This is a genomic window from Phaeobacter porticola, from assembly GCF_001888185.1.
Classification (GTDB): Bacteria; Pseudomonadota; Alphaproteobacteria; order Rhodobacterales; family Rhodobacteraceae; genus Phaeobacter; species Phaeobacter porticola.
The window spans coordinates 1,377,063-1,394,346 of sequence record NZ_CP016364.1 but is presented as its reverse complement, the minus strand read 5'-3'; the positions used below and the strand labels follow the sequence as shown (position 1 = coordinate 1,394,346).

General features: G+C 58.9%; 16 protein-coding genes. All 16 read right to left on the bottom strand.

Annotated features, from left to right (window positions below; all coding sequences use genetic code 11):
* Positions 1-14: 14 nt before the first annotated feature.
* The 16 genes from PhaeoP97_RS06815 to PhaeoP97_RS06740 all read right to left on the bottom strand — a co-directional run bounded on the left by PhaeoP97_RS06815 (position 15) and on the right by PhaeoP97_RS06740 (position 17,281).
* Positions 15-1,427 carry an NAD(P)/FAD-dependent oxidoreductase gene (locus PhaeoP97_RS06815; RefSeq protein ID WP_072504431.1) on the bottom strand — a complete coding sequence of 471 codons (1,413 nt, stop codon included), beginning with the start codon at positions 1,425-1,427 and terminating at the stop codon, positions 15-17.
* Positions 1,424-2,983 carry an AMP-binding protein gene (locus PhaeoP97_RS06810; RefSeq protein WP_072504430.1) on the bottom strand — a complete coding sequence of 520 codons (1,560 nt, stop codon included), beginning with the start codon at positions 2,981-2,983 and terminating at the stop codon, positions 1,424-1,426. Before PhaeoP97_RS06810 ends, PhaeoP97_RS06815 begins: the two co-directional genes overlap by 4 nt.
* Before the next feature lie 41 nt (positions 2,984-3,024).
* Positions 3,025-4,383: a cytochrome P450 gene (locus tag PhaeoP97_RS06805; RefSeq protein ID WP_072504429.1), complete on the bottom strand. Its 1,359-nt coding sequence runs from the start codon at positions 4,381-4,383 to the stop codon at positions 3,025-3,027.
* Positions 4,380-5,984 carry an AMP-binding protein gene (locus PhaeoP97_RS06800; RefSeq protein WP_072504428.1) on the bottom strand — a complete coding sequence of 535 codons (1,605 nt, stop codon included), beginning with the start codon at positions 5,982-5,984 and terminating at the stop codon, positions 4,380-4,382. The genes PhaeoP97_RS06805 and PhaeoP97_RS06800 overlap by 4 nt, the downstream gene beginning before the upstream one ends.
* On the bottom strand, positions 5,981-6,244 hold the full coding sequence (locus PhaeoP97_RS06795) for an acyl carrier protein (protein WP_027247433.1): 264 nt from the start codon (positions 6,242-6,244) through the stop codon (positions 5,981-5,983). The genes PhaeoP97_RS06800 and PhaeoP97_RS06795 overlap by 4 nt, the downstream gene beginning before the upstream one ends.
* A 36-nt stretch (positions 6,245-6,280) precedes the next feature.
* Positions 6,281-7,882, bottom strand: coding sequence for a class I adenylate-forming enzyme family protein (locus PhaeoP97_RS06790; protein ID WP_072504427.1), 1,602 nt, complete (start codon positions 7,880-7,882; stop codon positions 6,281-6,283).
* Positions 7,872-8,888, bottom strand: a complete 1,017-nt coding sequence (locus PhaeoP97_RS06785; protein ID WP_072504426.1) for a beta-ketoacyl-[acyl-carrier-protein] synthase family protein — start codon at positions 8,886-8,888, stop codon at positions 7,872-7,874. The genes PhaeoP97_RS06790 and PhaeoP97_RS06785 overlap by 11 nt, the downstream gene beginning before the upstream one ends.
* On the bottom strand, positions 8,885-9,760 hold the full coding sequence (locus PhaeoP97_RS06780; RefSeq protein ID WP_072504425.1) for a beta-ketoacyl-[acyl-carrier-protein] synthase family protein: 876 nt from the start codon (positions 9,758-9,760) through the stop codon (positions 8,885-8,887). Before PhaeoP97_RS06780 ends, PhaeoP97_RS06785 begins: the two co-directional genes overlap by 4 nt.
* Positions 9,757-12,243, bottom strand: a complete 2,487-nt coding sequence (locus PhaeoP97_RS06775) for an acyl-CoA dehydrogenase family protein (protein ID WP_072504424.1) — start codon at positions 12,241-12,243, stop codon at positions 9,757-9,759. Before PhaeoP97_RS06775 ends, PhaeoP97_RS06780 begins: the two co-directional genes overlap by 4 nt.
* A 3-nt stretch (positions 12,244-12,246) precedes the next feature.
* The gene (locus PhaeoP97_RS06770) at positions 12,247-12,528 is read right to left on the bottom strand and encodes a hypothetical protein (RefSeq protein ID WP_072504423.1); all 282 of its coding nucleotides are present in this window, start codon (positions 12,526-12,528) and stop codon (positions 12,247-12,249) included.
* Between the two features lie 33 nt (positions 12,529-12,561).
* The gene (locus tag PhaeoP97_RS06765; protein ID WP_072504422.1) at positions 12,562-13,488 is read right to left on the bottom strand and encodes a 3-oxoacyl-[acyl-carrier-protein] synthase III C-terminal domain-containing protein; all 927 of its coding nucleotides are present in this window, start codon (positions 13,486-13,488) and stop codon (positions 12,562-12,564) included.
* Positions 13,488-14,438 carry an alpha/beta fold hydrolase gene (locus PhaeoP97_RS06760; RefSeq protein ID WP_072504421.1) on the bottom strand — a complete coding sequence of 317 codons (951 nt, stop codon included), beginning with the start codon at positions 14,436-14,438 and terminating at the stop codon, positions 13,488-13,490. Before PhaeoP97_RS06760 ends, PhaeoP97_RS06765 begins: the two co-directional genes overlap by 1 nt.
* Entirely contained in the window at positions 14,428-15,804 is a 1,377-nt protein-coding gene (locus PhaeoP97_RS06755) for an MATE family efflux transporter (protein ID WP_072504420.1), read from the bottom strand. Before PhaeoP97_RS06755 ends, PhaeoP97_RS06760 begins: the two co-directional genes overlap by 11 nt.
* Positions 15,805-15,808: 4 nt before the next feature.
* The gene (locus PhaeoP97_RS06750; RefSeq protein WP_237028990.1) at positions 15,809-16,201 is read right to left on the bottom strand and encodes a hypothetical protein; all 393 of its coding nucleotides are present in this window, start codon (positions 16,199-16,201) and stop codon (positions 15,809-15,811) included.
* Between the two features lie 146 nt (positions 16,202-16,347).
* On the bottom strand, positions 16,348-17,028 hold the full coding sequence (locus PhaeoP97_RS06745; RefSeq protein WP_072504418.1) for a hypothetical protein: 681 nt from the start codon (positions 17,026-17,028) through the stop codon (positions 16,348-16,350).
* On the bottom strand, positions 17,021-17,281 hold the full coding sequence (locus PhaeoP97_RS06740) for a phosphopantetheine-binding protein (RefSeq protein ID WP_014879848.1): 261 nt from the start codon (positions 17,279-17,281) through the stop codon (positions 17,021-17,023). Before PhaeoP97_RS06740 ends, PhaeoP97_RS06745 begins: the two co-directional genes overlap by 8 nt.
* Positions 17,282-17,284 lie beyond the last annotated feature (3 nt).

Genomic DNA, 17,284 nt, shown 5'->3' with positions numbered 1-17,284 from the left:
GGCAATTCCTTTCATCAATTCAAAGCGGGGGAGATGTCGCGCGCCTGTGCCAAGGCCGTATCCTGACGCGGATCACCCGAGCCAGTGGGGCGGTGGACCAGCGACGACAAATGCGAGAGAGGTTCAAGCAGGTGCAGTACCTGATCAATGCGGCGCATCCTGTCGGCCCGGCCGATTGAGGTCGCAAAGGCGCGGCGTAGATCCTTGTTCAGGGCCACTGCTGCCGCTGAAGGCTGACCCCTGTAGGCCGGATACTCCATATCGCTTGCCTGACCGATCAGCCACGCAGCTTCGGCGGGCACCGCAGCACTGGCTAGGTATGGTGCAGCAAGAGCCGCACGCCAGTCGGAAGATGGATCAGCGGTTGTCACCTGCCCCAAGGCATCCGCAAGCGCCTGACACTGAAGCGCCGCCACCGACATGCCTTGACCATAGAGCGGGTTAAAAGTGGCAATCCGGTCCCCAATGGGCAGGTAGCCCAGCGGGAGAGGCTGTGTGGCCTGATCAAAGCGGTTGAAGCGTACAGAGGCGATGCGATAGCTTTTCAGCTCGCTCACCAGAGTCTCGTCCCTAACCAGGCTGCTGATTTTGTCGTCTGGCAGCGCCTCAAGAAACGCCCGAAACTCTGCTGGGGTTGCGGGGGCCTGCGTGTCAAAGCGGCAGGTCGCCGTGGCCATCCAGCGCCCCCCTTCTACTGGCGCCAGAACCGCGCCGCGTGTCATCGGCGCCGAGGCAAAGTTGAGCCACCCAGCAAGATCCTCACCTGCGTCAAGCTGGCGGGAGAACAGGCCAGAGACATAGCGAACCTCTGGGTATCCGGTTTCAACCGGCGGTGCGGTATGGCCAAGTGCCGCAAGCCAGCCTGCGCCCTGCTCTGCCCGGCCCGCAGCATCCACCACCAGATCAACGGCGAGTTCACGCTCGGTACCGTCTTGCAGCAAGCGCAGACCAGAGATCGCGCCCGCGTCATCCGCCAGCAAGCCCGTAACACGCCCCAACAGCGGAAGTATGCCCGCGATACCAGCAATCTGCTGTCTGATCAGATGATCAAGTGCCGGACGGGTTTGCGACAAAACCTGCACCCCGGTTTCGACCGGCGGCAACCAGCGCCCTGCACTGAAGCTGCGCCAGCCGCTCCGAACCTTGAGCGGCAGGCTTCCCTGGGCGATGGCCTTGCATTCGAAGCCGGGAAAAACCTGTTCCAGCACATTCTGACCTGATTGCAGCAACGCATGCACATGGGCGGCCTGCGGAACGGTTTTGCGCAAGGCAGGCACATTTGGATGGTCTTCGCGATCAATCAGCCAGACGGTGCCAAAAACCCGCGCCAGAACGGCGGCGGCCACCATGCCGGCAAACCCGGATCCAATCACCGCGGCCGTTTGATCGGGCCAGCGGGGCCTATCGGCGTCAGCGAACAGGCTCATTTCACAGCCTCCGCCATCAAACCCGTGTCAGATGCCGCGATGCCGCGCGAGGGGGTCCGTGCAGTCGGCAGCTCCAGCAGGCTGCGCGTGTCCAGCTTGCCATTGCTGGTCACCGGAAAAGCCGACACAATCCGCAGATCACGCGGTAGCACCTGCGCCGAGAGATGTTTGCCCATATGGGCAAACAAGCCATCCCGTTCACAGGTGGCCCCGGCCAGAGGCTCTACAAAGAGCTGCAACCCGGTGACGCGGTCGGCGGCGTCTTTTTGCGGCAGGCAGACAGCTTTGCGTACAGCTGAGTAGCCTTCTGCGATACGCTCGATTTCGTTCAATTCTATCCGGTTGCCCAGAAGTTTGACCTGCCGGTCGATCCGGCCCAGCAGGATCAGATTTCCATCCACATCAAGACGGGCGAGATCACCGGTGCGATAGGTATTGATGCCGTCCTCTTGGTTAAGTGCGGCATTGGCGGGGTGATCCCGAGGCAAATAGTGGCTGATAACCTGCGGGCCGGACAAGACCAGCTCGCCTTGCTCGCCTGCGGGAACGTCTTCACCGTCTGCGTCGATGATCTGCATCCGGTTTTCCCCAACCGCGCAGCCGATTTTCATCGCGCCATCTGCACCAGCATCTGCGACGCTGATCGGGTAGAGATGCGTCGCACAAGTCGCCTCGGACGGGCCATAGCCATTCAGCACCTGAGCCTGCGGAAAGCGGGTCTGTAGTTCCTGGACCAGCGCACCCGGCAGCATCTCACCGCCGACCACGAAAAAGCGCAGATCCGGCAGGTTTTCAGCGGTGAACTGCGGGTCCGTGCACATCAATTGCAACAGCGAAGGGGTCGACGCCCAAGACGCCGGAGAGGCCACATCAACGCGGGTCAGATGACGGATGTTGTTGCGGGGCATAATGTTGTTTGCATGGTTGAGCAAATGCACAGGACGCCCCAGAGACAGGGTTGGCCAGAGATCAAACATGCCCATGTCAAAGGCCATGCTGGCATGGTTCACATGCGCCCCCTCCGGTCTGACAGCCCCCAGTAGCGGCGTATACCAACGGTGCAGCGCCATATAGTTGCCCCGTGAAATCGGCACCCCCTTTGGCGTGCCGGTGCTGCCGGAGGTGAAAATCACATAGAAGGGTCCCTCCTCAGAGAGCGCAGCTCCCAATTCCAGCTGAGGCGTGCGTGTCGGCAGGTCCTTTAGCGTCTGGACCGGCAAACCACCTAGCAGAGTTTCCTGGCCAAAGGCCAAGATATGACTGGCCGCGGCGGTGCTGGCGATCTGTTCCAAGCGGTCCATCGGCGTGGAGCGGTCGGCAAAGGCAAAAGCGCGCCCAGCAATGGCGCAGGCAATCATCGCGGCAATGCAATCCGGTTCCTTATGACCGACAATCAGGCTGAGCCCCGGCGGCATATCGTCGAGCGCGCGCAGGATGCCTTCAACCCGGCGAGCCAAGCTGCCAAAACTGATCACCTCCTCAGAGGTGATCAATGCCGGGCGGTCCGGTTGCGAGAGCAGGGTTTCACGGAGGTCTGCAATAAATGTCTCAAACATCTGCGATCTTCCTTTTCGTGATTGATCCGGTTGGGCAGGCATCATTGAGTGGCATCAGCGAATGATTGATCGTCCGCAGCCATTGCTGATGCGTCACGCGGAGCAAAGACCACCGGAACGACGCCGCGCGGAATAAGCGCCGAGCGCAACAGCGGGCGAATGTTGCCGCGCGGACAATCAGGCGAGAGTGCCAGACTGTGCGCCGCGCAGATGGATCGCGCGGCCAAGGTCAGCTGATGCAGCATAAAATTGGCACGCGAGCGAATGCGGGCGCCAACCCCGAAGGGGTAGTAGTGGGCGCGGTGCTGTGCTTCATCAAGGAAGCGATCCCCTTGAAAACGTTTAGGGGACTCCCAGAACCGCGGGTCGCGGTGCACCAGCCATGGCGCGAAGACAACCGTCGCCCCGGAGGGGATCACATAGTCGCCAATGGGGACCTCTTCGCTGGTGATACGGTAAATGAACGGCAACTCCGGGAACAATCTCAGCCCTTCCTTGACCGAGGACAGCGCCAGGGGGCTGTCGGCATCCCGCATCGTCAATGGATCATTGCCGTGACATTCCGCACTGATGTCTGCGGCCAGCTGTGGATCCTGGGCAAGTTGCACCAAGGTCCACAACAGGCTCAGACCGCCGATATTTAGCTTTTCGGTGATCACATGGCCCACGGTTGGCCGCAACAGATTGAGCCGATCTGCCTCGGACACATCCTGCGGAATGACCGTTGCGATCTGCGCAATCAAATTAGGATCAGACGGTGTGCTGTTGCGCAAAGCGGTTGTGATGGCCTTGTCCAGAAAGCCGCGTGCGGCCTTAAACTCGGCCAGAGTTTCATGGTCGGCGGTCTCGGCGGCATCTTTTGTGCTCATGGCGAAGTAGAAGCCTTCGACATCGGCAACCCCCTGCGCGATCTCAGCCACATCCAGATCAGCGCCAAAAATCGCTGGGCACACCGCGCGGATAGACCAGTCACGACAGATATCGCGTAGATCCGCCGCTGTACCATCCTGCGGCAGTTCGGCGATCAACGTGCGGGTTGCGTCTGCAAGGGCGGTTTCTAGCCAGCCATCAAAGTCCCGCGCAATCGCCGACATGCGGTTGGCCGTAAGCACCCACACATCGCTCCAGCGGGGATCCTGCAGCTCATCGCCCAGCAACATGCGCGTGATGGCCTGATTGCTGGCAATATCACCAAGGTCGGTCTGGAAATGCCCCTGATGGCCACGCCAGTAGTGAAAACACTCAGGACTGCCCGCGATATAGAGATCACGGGTGTCGCTGACACGAATGGCCACGATATCGCCATGCTGCCGGGTCGCGGTTTCTGCCACTTTCAACAAACCAATGTTCTGAAACATGGTTGAATTGGCATCGAAGATCGGGATCTCCTTGCGGGTCATGCGGGTTCCTCCTGTGCGATTTTGGCAACGCTAGATGGCATATGGATATGGCGCAGGCGGGCATCTGCTGCCGCGTTTGCCAGTCTTGCACGATCAAATTTGGAATTCTGGTTCAGGCCCGCGGGGAAATCCGCATACCAATATCGCGGCACCAAATAGGGCGGTAATTCCGCCGCGAGGGTCGCCGGCAGGTGCTGCAGATCCGCAAGCGCACGCACCCCCAGCACATAGGCCGACAAAGCGTGTGGCACGCCGCGCAACATCTGCGGTTCGACCACGGCATCCTCCACCCCTGGCAGATTGCGCAGATGGGTTTCCACATCATTGAGGTTGATGCGGACGCCTTGGATTTTGACCTCTCGGTCGATACGCCCTGCGAAGTACCACAGTCCGTCCTTGGCCAGACATGCGCGGTCCCCGGTTCGGTAAAGTCCGGCTTCGGGAAAGGCCGCTTTGGTTTTTTCCGGCAAACCGACATAACCTGCGCCAACACTGGCGCCCCGGATCAGAAGTTCACCTCCCGGAAGGTCGTCTGCCAATGCCGCAACCTCCAAACCGGTTCCCGGCCGGGCAGCACCAATGGGCAGATCCTGATCGGCTTGCAAATGCTGCTCGGTGATATCCACAGATGTGACGGCAACCGTACATTCGGTCGGGCCATAGGTGTTGGTAATCCGGCATCCGGGAAACCGCTCAAACAGCGCAGTGACAATTTTCTTGGTCAGAACCTCGCCGCAGAACACAAAGTTACGTAGTTTTGGCAGCTGACCGGCGTTGAACCGGCGGTTTGTGAGAAACAGGCGCGTAATAGACGGGGTTGAGACCCAAAGGCTAGTGCCCTGCTCTGCCAAACGGTTGATATAAGCCGTCGAATTGGCAAAATCCGCATGATCCAACGCAACCAACGGGAGACGACGTGTCCACGACATCCACAGTTCAAACAAGGACACATCAAAGCAATGGCGGATCACGCCAGAGACACCAGTCATCTCGATATTTTCTGGGTAGAGCACATCTAGCCAGTCGATAAAGTCCACAAGATTGGCATAGGTGATGCCGATGCCTTTGGGCTGCCCCAACGTGCCGGAAGAGAACATCAAATAGGCCAGATCTTGGTCCTTGATGACATCGGTCTGCGATGCGTCCCGCAGCCCCTCAGGGATTGGGCCAAGTGGATCCGGCACCGGCACCATCGCGAGTGAGGTTGACGACAGAACCCCCGACAGATCGGTCCCGCCAGGCGCTGCGATCAGCAGTGTGGAAGCTCCACAGGTTTCGGCAATCTGCTTAATGCGCGACGCAGGCGTTTCCGGCTCAACCGGGATCAGGGTGCGCCCGGCCAGCAGACAGGCCCAGTAGGCAACGGGATAGCGAATATCCTTGTGGCCATGAATCAGAACCGGCTTGTGACGGCCACCGCTGGTCTGTTCATGTAACCGCTGACCAAGAGCGCGGGCATGATCAAAGAGCACCGCAAAGCTCAACTCGGCCCCGGCGACACAATAGGCCGGTCGGCTGTCCCCCTCAAAGGCGGCAAAGATCTCTCGCAGCCGTGCGTGTGCCTCTGTGCTGTCAGATGTCGCGACAGCGAAACACGTCATGCCGGCGCCTCTTCGACCATGCTGTCGCGAACCATTCCGACAAAGCTGCCGACCGTGGTGATATCCTCTGGCTTCATGATCGCCGGATCCAGAACCGCCTGCGGCAGGCTTTCTTCGACTGCCATAAACAGCTCCAGCAGCAAGCCACTGTCGACACCGAGATCCTCTTGCAGACGACTTTGGGCCGTGATCTGGCTGTTGTCGGGCATATCCAGAAGCTCGATAAGCGCATCGGTGATGATCTGTTCGATATTTTGCATAATTGTACCTCGGTAAAGGGTCAGGACTGAACTGGGTCAGGATGGGACAGGATCAGCGTGGGACCGGCTGACGGCGTCAGATTGGTTTCCGGACGAGGTGCCCGCATCCAGCCATTCACGCAGCAGATGGCGATCGACCTTGCCATTGCCGTTGCGGGCCAATGCCTCGACGACCAGAATACGCGCGGGCACCACATGCGCCTCCAACCGGTCGGCGCACCATGTTTTCAAAGCACGCGCACTATCGGGCGAGGACACATCCGGCCCGCTCACAACAGCGCAACATTGTTGGCCATAAACCGGGTGATCTACGCCCAGCGCACAAACTTCGTCGACATCAGGATGGGCGATAAGAGCGGTTTCGACCTCACTGGGGGCGACCTTTTCTCCGGCGACTTTGAGGATGTCGTCTGAACGGCTGATAAAGTAGACAAAGCCGTCCTCATCCAGTCGGCAGGTATCACCGGTATAGAGCACCTGCTCGCCCGGCATCGGCCCGGGACGCAGCTTTTCTGCCGTCTTTTCAGGGTTATTGAGATAGCCCTTCATCACGGTCGAGCCGCGAATAACCAATTCTCCGGTGGCATTGCGCCGATGCGAGTTCCCATCAGCGTCCACGACCCAAAGTTCGGTGTTCGGGATGGCCTTGCCCACGCTGGTTCGGCGACGCGTCAGTTCCGCGGGGTTAAGGTAGGTGCAGCGGTGGCATTCGGTGAGGCCATACATGGAGAACACCGTGGCATTTGGAAAAATCACCTCAAGCTGGTCGATGAACGGCGCATGGAGGGCCGCTGCCGTGCTGGAGATGCTGCGAACAGCAGAGAAATCATACCGCGCCGCAAGTGGCGCAATCAGGGGCACCATTGTCGGCACCACCGGGAATACGGTTGCGCCACTTTTGGCCAGGCGTTGGAGCGCAAAGAGCGGCCGTGCAAAGGAGGGCTCTACCAGTAGGCAGGCACCTGTGAGCGTCGCCATGGTCAGCTGATGCAGCCCATAGTCAAAGGTCATCGGGATGGCGCAAAAGATGCGATCCGTGGCCTGATAACCAAGATACTCAGCCACCGAACGGGCAGCGCTGGTCATATTGAGATGCGACAGCATCACGCCCTTGGGGTTTCCGGTGGACCCGGAGGTGTAGATGATGGCGGCCAGATCCTGGTCCAACACTGTTGCAGGGGCCTGTTGAGGCCTGTCGCCTGCGCCATCCAGCGCAGCAGAGAACGCGGTCTCGGCACCGAAACTGATCACGGCAGCATCGGAACCTGCATCTTGCAGGGATTGAGTGATCTTTGTGGACTGATCATCATCGTGGATCACCGCCGTTGCCGCACAATCGCCAAGGACAAAAGCGAGTTTGGCCGCCTTTGTGTCCGTATTGAGCGGAACTGCAGCGGCACCAGCGTAGAGCGTGGCCCAGAAGGCCACACAGAAACCGACAGAATTGCTCATGCAGAGAACCACATGATCGCCGCGCGCAACGCCCTGTTGTTTCAGCAGTTGCGCCACGCGCTGGGCGCGGTCGCGCATTTCGGCAAATGTCAGCTGTCTGGTGCTGTCTTCCGCTGCGGTCGAGTGCGGATAATCAGACGCTGCCTGCTCAAGAAAATTTGTCAGGAGATTCTGCTTAGAGAGCATGTGTGCCGCTCCTTTGAAAATATGTGGAATGGGAAGAGGAAACCACTGCGCGAGCCGCACTGACCTGACATCCGGCGGCATAGCCCCCCATGCCAACGGAGAGCAGCGTCACCGGCGTGAATGGGGCGCTGTCGCGATCACGGATCCGGTCGTCCAGCTCCTGTTTCAGAAGCAGAAAGGGATCCACGGTGTAGCAATGCCCGATGTCCGGCAGCAGCCCCAGGCGGATACGATCAGCCGCAAGGCCCGTTTCGGCACAAAAACTGTGCCAGGCCAATCTGTTCACATTGTGGGGGAGAAGCGTCGAGCCGCAGTCCCAGTCGAACCCCAGATCCTGAAGCGTCTTGCTAACAATCTCGCCATGGGCGGCATAAAATGTACCCATTTGCGCTGTGGTCCCCTTGTAACCAAAGGAAAACCTGGGATGACAGGTCAGCGAGATGTCACCGATGTGCAACCCGACATCGGCAGCCACATCGGTGTCTCGCATAAGCAAGAGACCACAGAACGCATCGCCCATAAGTGTGCTACCCGGAACATAGCGGTCTGCCAGACGGAGCCGTTCGTGACCATCACCAGCGACCACTGCGACCACCCGTGCACGCCCTGCCCTAATCAAGGTGCGCGCAAGTTCCAGTGCCCAGATCAGCCCTGCGCAATTGGTTTGGTCCAGATCGAACTTCTGCTGAACTTTTGCCAGAAAGCCAAACTCCTGACGCAAACGCGGCAGGACGGCACCAGATGGGCCATCGCGCATCGGCAGGCCCCGAACATGAATCAGCGTATCTGGCAGCGGCGCATCGCCACTCTGGGCCTGCAACTCTTCAAGAATACGCGCGAATTGATCGTAACGTGTTTCTTTGGTCGAACAGCTCGACACTTGCGCCAAGCCAAACAACCGCTCGAACACCCGCGCTTCGGAAGGAGAGCCACCCGCATCGCGAATGATCTCCTCCGCGTCGATGCGCCCTTCGGGAATGTAGGTTGCCAGCGCCGTCAGTCTCATGCCGCGAGTCTCATCTCATCAGCGCTGAGCATAATGGCTGACACCGCATTTCGCTCTTGGCTCAATACCAAGTATGCCCCACTGACCCCTTGGGTTTGTGCATCATGCAGCGCCGCAAATGGGGCAGCACACAGCAGCCGTGTGGATTGGGCAATCACCTGCCCTGCATGCGCGGCCCTGGTCAACAGATCCGGCGCTGCGATCAGGCAGACGTTTTCTGGTGCCCGCCCCATTTCAACACAGAGATTGGTAACAGCCGTTGCCAGATCATCCTGGTCGGTCAGCATCAACCGCCGATAGCCTGAATACTGCATCCCGCTTTGGATATCGCGTTCCAGCACCATGGCAGCGGCACTGTTGACCGGCTCCAGCGCGTCAACAACAGGTGAGCGATAAAGCAGATGTTTTTGATCCATCGATAACACCAGCGCCTTGCGCCGTCCCGACCTGAGGTAGCGGGCCGCGCAATGCATGGCAAAAAGCGGTGCCGTGCGCCCGCGATCAGAGATCGCAAAACCAAACCCATCCTTCACCCCAAGGTGATGCAGGGCGAAATTGGTCACCGAGGTGCCCAGGTGGATGTCCGGCAACCAATGTGCCATCAGCACCAGATCAATATCGGACAGGTCCATGCGGGACGACAGATCATCCAGCAACTCCCGCGTCATGGCCGCGTAGGGTGCCCGGTCATCCGCCGTCAGCCACGTCTGCACATTGCTGTCAGCAGATTGGTAGGTCTTGCCATTGGCACGAAAGAACCGGCTGTTGTAGTCCTCCCAATAGTCCACTTCCTTGAGCCAGTTGGGATCTGCGGCTTCCAATCCGCCGAACTCTCGACAGATCAGGCTGCCGGGTGCAATGCGCAACGTCATTGATCCACCCCTGCGGTATAAGACCGGTAGGCGTTCAAAAGATGGATATTGCTGGTGCCCTCCATATATTCAAAGGCCTTCACGTCCCGGCATCGCCGCCGCAGTTCGGCATCCTGCAAAAAGCGCATCGGATCCTGATCCGTGATCCGGCGCACCACCTGGTCGACAAAGCTCACGGCCTGCATTTTGACCTTGCTGATATCCTGAACCTTGGGGCGGCGGTTTTCTTGCGCGCGGATCACCTTAACCAGTTGCACCAACAGCGCAGTGTGGCTGGCCAACAGGTCCTGATACGCCGGGAGCCGTGTCGGATCTTCCAACATCAACTCAATAAGGCCGCGCCCTGATCCCAGCGCCATCGCGGCAACCATGGGGCGGTTGCGTTCGAAGACACCGTTGATGGCCATAAAGCCATCCCGCAGAGATCGTCCCCCGCTGCCAAGGATCATGTCCTGCGTCACCGGGAAGTCGGTCAAAGTCATCTGGCAGAGATCCGCCCCGCGCAGACCATTGGTGCCAAGCCGTTCGATTTTCACACAGTCGGGCGCATCAGATGGCGCAATCATCACCAGCCCCATGCGACCGGTTTCCTCGATATGCGCGAAGAACAGGCCAATTTCGGCGCGGGCAATGCCACCAACCAATGTTTTGACACCATTCAGGACCAGTTTTCCGTCTTTCAGACCCAGCGTACTGCGCCCGTTGGAGGCATCGGATCCAGCATCCGGTTCTGTCACCGCAAAGAACGTCCCCTGCGGGCCAAATCGGTATCCGTCAAAGAACCGCGCGATCTGTGCGTCGGTGCCCGTTGCCAGCACCGCGCCACCGGACAGCGACGGCCCCGGCAGCGACAAAATGCAGTTGGCGTCAAACCGTGCCAGACGTTCGACCATGGCGACATGCAGACCATAGGGGCAATCCGAAATGCCAAGGCCACTGTCACGCAACGGGAAGCCATTGAATTTCTCAGGCACGCCGATGGTGGTCAGCGCACGTACCGTTGGGTTCTCCCAAAGTGCGGTCCAGCTTTCGGGGTCGCGGTCCAGACGGGCACCGGTTTCGCGAAATAGCGTCTGCAATCCGGTCAGTCGCTCCAGACAGGGGTCTGAAAACGGTGTTCCCTCCAGCCCATTTCCGGGTGCCGAAGAATAAAGATCGGCCAGCGCCGCAGGAGCATGACTGGTGCTGGAATTTATGTGGGTGGCCGACCGCAGGTCAGATGGCTGCTGCACTGCCAGGCGCGCCTCTACCGTGTCACGGGATCGAACGAGCAGCAGCTCTGTGCCGTCGATCATGACTTCTGCGGGGGCACCGAAGCCGAGGAAATTCACCGGTGAGGCCGTTGGTCCATAAGCACCGGATTGCCCGACGGAGATCAAATCGCCCACCTGCGGCGTTGCCATCGGGACAGATTTACCGATCACGTCCTGCGGTGTGCACAGCGGGCCGGTCAGTGTCCAGGGCTGCGCCGCCTCGTCCTTGATCGCTGCCTTACCGTCCCGCAACAAGCGGATCGGGAAATTCTTGCGCAGAAAACCCTGACCAGCCGCAGCGACATGGACGTTAGAGCCACCATCGCAGACCGCAAAATGCTCGCCCTTGCTGCTCTTGGTCTGCTGTACACGGGTCACAAACTGCCCGGACGGACCAGAGAGATAGCGCCCCAGTTCTATCACAACACGGGTCTTTGGATGTGTGGCGCCAAAGCTCTGAACAAGCGGCGTGACCGCCTGACCAAGAGCGTCCAGATCCAGCTCTGTCTCGCCGTCGTAATAGGGAATACCAAATCCACCACCAACGTCGACAAAATCGAGGGGGGCCTTGAGGCTTGATATGACCTCGGTCGCCAGGTTCAGAATGTTGCGCACATTGGCGACAACAGTTTCGTGGGTCAGGATACGAGTGCCCATATAGGCATGCAGACCGCACAGCCGCAGATGAGCGCAGCTCTCTGCCTGCTTCAGCACTTCGGACAGCTCAGATTGGTCGATACCAAATTGGGTTGGGCGACCGCTCATGTTCAACTTCGCACCGCCTGCGTGAAAGTCTGGGTTGACCCTCAGCGCGATATTCTGGACACGACCCAGCTGGCGCGCCAAGGCATCAATTTGGGTCAACTCATGGGCGGACTCGACCACGATGGCCTTGATCCCCAATTCAATGGCACGCGTCAGCTCGGTCTCGGATTTGCCAGGGCCCACCATCAAGATGCGTTCAGGTGTGGCACCGGCCTGAAGGCTCGTTTCCAGCTCCAGCAGCGAGGACACTTCGCAGCCAGCCCCATGGCCATGCAACACCCGCGTCACCGAAAGGTTCGGGTTGGACTTGAGCGAGTAGAAAAAATCTACCTGCGGGAGGGCTGCGCGCAGCGCATCCAATCGCCCCCGCAACACCGAGGCATCATAGAGGTAGAACGGCGTCCCCGCGGTTGTCGCAATCTCGTCGATCAGGCGCAGGTCGGTGTCTGGGAACAAATCAGTCATCCCTTACACCCCTTCCGGCAGACACATGCGTGTCTCAAGAAACCCGCAGAGGCTCGAGATGCCCGATACCACTGTGTTCAGTCCGCTTTCCCCAACCGACAAAAACTCGGTCGGATCTATCCGGGTGACTTCCCCCAGTTCGGTCACAAACTGCACCAGTTCGAGCGAGTTCAGGAGACCCGAAACCCCATAAATAGGGCTACCATTCAAGGCAGCTTCAACACGTTCCGGCCCAAGGCCAATTCCTTGCAGAGCGTCGCGGACAATCGATTGGTGATCTGTCATGTTTCTTCTCCAGTACGCTGAATTAAAAAAGGGTCAGTTGACCTGAACCAATGTGCAGGTCGCCGTAGCGCCCAGGCCGATGCTGAACAGAAGCAGCCGGTCGCCAGCTACCAGCTGGTCGTCCTTGATGAGCTGCATCAGATTGATGAACGGGTCGGCACCAAAGCAGTGCCCAAAGCGCGCAATCGTCGAGAGGCAGACCTTATGACGGTCAAACCCAAGGATCTGAGCAATCATGATCCAGGACGCCATGTTGACATTATGCGGCAGAATAAAACGCACATCCTCCATCCCAAGGCCGAACCGCTTCAGCGCGTTGGTCAGAGTGTTGCACGCAAAATCGAGATACATGTCTTCGAACCCCTCAAGATAGGGTTCATCAAGATGTCCGGTGTTCTGCCAGAACCGCGTTTCATGCTGGGTGTGACTGTCAACAACCCGCAGGCGGCTGGCCTCGCGACGCACAAGAACCGCCGCCGCACATTCGCCCATAATCGTGGTGTTCTTGATCAACCGCACATCAGGGTGGAAAGCTTTTTCAGCGATCAGGACAAGCCCGGTATCTGCATCGCCCAGCAATTGATCCATTGCCGACAACATCGACAATCCCGTTGCACAATGGTTCATAGTGGCGCTGAACACCTCCAGCCCCTGTTCGGCAAATGGCGCAAGGATCGAAGAGCTTTCGCCATCGCAATGGGTGATTGCCGGCAGGGTATGGCAATGGGATACATGGCTAAGTGCGGCGGCACTGCGTGGATTGCGCGCCAGCAGCCTGTCCACCGCACCTGAAGTCATCTGCGCCAATGGGGCCTGTTCATCGTAGTGAAACGCCTCAAAACCAAAGAAGCGCGAAAACATGCGCCGCTGGTTCCGACTGAGCGAAAGATCCTCGGAAATCTCTTCCAGGAACTCCGTCCGCTCAGGGTGATCCAGTTCAAAATCAACGATATGCAGCATCACCGGCTCCCCGCGTTTGACGTTTCATGAAAGAACCGCTCCATCAGGCCGAGCAGCTCTGGATGGTGCAGCACCGATCTGTGGTTGCAGTTGCGCAGGTAAATTGGCGTGATCCCGTCGCGTGCGGCACAGATGCGTTGCGCCTCGGCTGGGGGCACCTGCCAGTCGTGCTGTGCGTGGATCACCAACATCGGCAGGGTTGTTTTCCTGCATTCGGCCGGTCCGATCTCTGCCAGCTCTCTGCCGCAGGTTTTTGCATATCTGCGCATCAGGGCAGCGCCGGTTTTGGCGGGCTGTCCGGTGAAGCGCAGGTAGAGCTCCATGAGGCGGTCCAGTGAAGATGGTGCCGAAAGGGTCACCAATCGGCGCGCCTTGAACCCCAGCCCCAGTGCGATCATCGCCATCAGACCACCAGCTGAATGCCCGACCAGCACCTCATACGGCTGATCCTGCGGGCACATGTTTTTTAGGCGCCGCGCGACAGCCACAAAACTGCGCACAGGCCCGCGCGATTCACCGGTGCCGGGCAGATCCGGCACATCGACCCGAAAACCACGGTCGGCCAGATCCTGCGCCAGTGGCAGCATCATGCGTCCGTCTGCGTTCCAGCCGTGAACCAGCAGAACACGTGGCCCGTTTGTAGGACCAAACTGTCGCACGTAGATGCCTGAACAGTGAAAGGCATCGCTGGCGGTGATCAGCTGCTGGTCGCGGTTCGTTGGGATCGGTGTTGGCGTTTCTGACTGATTTTGATGAAACCGCCGTAACAACAACCGCGCAGCCAATGTAGGTGACAGACGATCCAGCAGGTCTATCTCCAGCCGCCGCAACCGGGACCGCGCGGTTCGCAAGCGCAGCGCGGGCTCCTGCGGCGCAGACCGCCGCACTGCGCGGAGCCAGCGATAGCCGCCTTGTGCAAGTAAACCGGGCAAGGCGAGTTCATACAGCATCGCGGCGCCCCTGTTGGCGTAGGAGGAAAGCAAACTGAAGTAAGAACAAAGCGAACGTCAGACCACTGACCACGCACAACAGCCAGATCGCCATATTCAGATCATGGCCAACGTATTGAGCGTAGAACACAACACCGCCGGTGATGATTTCAGTGACGATGGCAATGATAAGGACCTGCGTTGCACGCCCCAGCTGCTCCATCACCACCTGAAGCATCGCCGCCCCTGACACAAAGAAGAATGTCAGTTGCAGGCCCTGCATCACCAGATCCGTGGCCGCGCGCAATTCGTTGGTGTTCTGGCTGGGCGAGACAAGAAGCCGGATCATGTCATCGCCCCAGAATGGCAGCAACGCGGTCAGCAACCCGTAAAAGCCCAGCATCACGGGCACACCAATGCCCAGATACTGCAGCCGTGCCGTCGGGGTGCTGTTTTCTGCCAACTGGTTCACCAGGATCGCGATAACGGAACCGATGGCGATGGCCGGTATCATAAAGGACACCCGGAACCGCATCACCACAAGAAAGGCCGAGGCATATTCACTGCCGAACTCTGCCAGCACCGGAAAGATCACAGCGGCACTGAGAGAGCCCACCAAAATCGTCAGCGCAATCGGGGTGCCCACAAACATCAACAACTGTGTCGTGCGAGCTTTGACCTGTTCCTTGAGATGGGTAATGGCCTGACCGGCCTCACGTTTGAGCAGCAAAACGATGACCGGCAGCATCAAAATCGGGCCGACCAGATTGCCGATCAATACGGACTCAAACCCCATATTGTATTCGGTTAGCAGCACATATGTGGTTGCCAGATCCAGCACTGCAAGCCCAAGAAACGGCAGCAGGCTGCGCGCCAGTTTGCCCTGCCCACGCATGGCAGCATAGAAAATGTCAAACACGACAAACGCGCTAAGGGATAGGATATATAGCGGCAGATAGTCGAGCGTTTCGCGAAACAGCGGGTCCTCTATCGAAACATATTGAGAGACGGCGTAGGCGATGGCCGCAAAAAGGCTCAGACCAATCAAAGCGTAGCCTGACATCCGCCAGGATGCTGGGAGAATTGCAGAGCGCGGCCAGTTGTTTTTGGACCGGGCGCTAAAAACCTGATTGGAGATCGCCAGGCCTTCCATCAGGGCCAGCACCAGCAGGAACGCAGGCTGCAACATGGATTGCAGTTCAAGCGGCGTTGCCTGTGGCGCACGAGCCAGGATCGCCACCTTCCCCAGGTGCAGTCCCGACACGATGATCGCCCCGGTCGCAAAGGGAATGGCCATGACTATGATTTCGGACAGGACCGACCAGACTGAACGGCGCGGTGGTGGCAGGATGTCATCCGCGCCGGCTGGAAAAATGGCTGGTTGCATGGTGCTAGCTCCGCACTGAGGGGGAAAGGTCGCCAAGGTCGGAAAAACGGACGGACAGGGGCGCAGCGCCTGCGCCTTGGTCCGTCATGGGCATATCGGTGCAGCACTCTGCTGAGAGCACATAGAACCGGCTGTCCCAAAATTCTGGGCTTTGCGCCACGTCTTCAAGCACAACGATGGTGGGAAACAGTTCCAGCAGCGCCTGCACAAACCCGCGCGCTGAGCTGGCTGTGGCCACACTGCTGATACGCAAGGCATGCACAGGACCGCTGTGCTGCAAGACATTCAGGATATCGAGCAATTTAGGCGAGCGCTCGTCCTTGTGGTAATCGCGGTGCAGGTAGACCAGCGGCACGCGGCTGTTCGGGCCAAGTCCCGGCGCAGACGCGCGGTCCACAGGATTGGATGCCGCTTGGCCCCTGCACGTCTGATCGAGCGAGATCTGACATGGCGACGGATCGGATAGAGGTGTTTGGACACGGCCCTGGGACACCAATTTCATCCCATTAAAATCAAATAAATAGTGACTAGTACCCGTCATGATCAGCCCCGTTCCCGATCATCAGAAACCCCGTCAAATGCAGGTCGGACCAGAGCGAAGAAGACCGCATCAAGGAATTCCAGCCCGTGGCATTGCCCTTCCAGCAGCCCGCGTCCGCCCATCAGCTTGGCCGCCTTGCCAAACAAAACACCGATGTCGCGGTGCGCGGACAGCATCATTGTTGCGGTCGGTGCGCCCGGCAGCTGGGTCTCTCCCATGAGACGATCCACCGCAGCGCTGATTTCAGAGAATTGCGCCTTAATCAGCGGCTGATGTAGCAGCTTGATGCCAAAACTCTCGCGGCCCTCCAGATGGCCAAAGGCGAGATCAAGACTGCGCATCAGCCAACCCAGCCGAAGGGCTATGAAAGCTGGATTTAGGACATCCGCAATCTTGGGCGTACCAGCATCGCTTTGTGACAATTGAAGGTCGAAGGCCGCGAGACCAACCTCCTCCATTGGTGCTGTGAGGGTCGGCGTTTTGCCCAGATTACTCAGATCGAGGATCATCGCAGCATCAGATGTGCCAAAATCTGACGCATGCAGCGCCATCCCATTACATGCCGGATAGGCTGGCTGTCCGGACAGCATCCGGCCCAGCTCAGCCAACGCTTCCTTTGGCGCAGTCCTGCGCGCCAAAGCCATCAGTGTCGGCAAGCTGTCTGATGTGTCCAGATCAAACATGTTCAACCTGCCGCGCACCAATACGGTCTTCGATGTGGCTGACCAGGGATGCTGCGTGGTTGAACTCCTGCTGCCCAATGGCATCAGGGTCAAACTGCAAACCGTCGATCTGGTCCTCAAGCGCCAGCAGAAACTGAACAAACATGTAGGAATCCAGATCGAACGCCTTGTCCAGTTCGGTCTCCGGTGTGAGACCGCTAACCTGGCGTTCCGTGACCTCGGAGAGCGCAGTTTCGATTGCCTTGAAAATCATCGC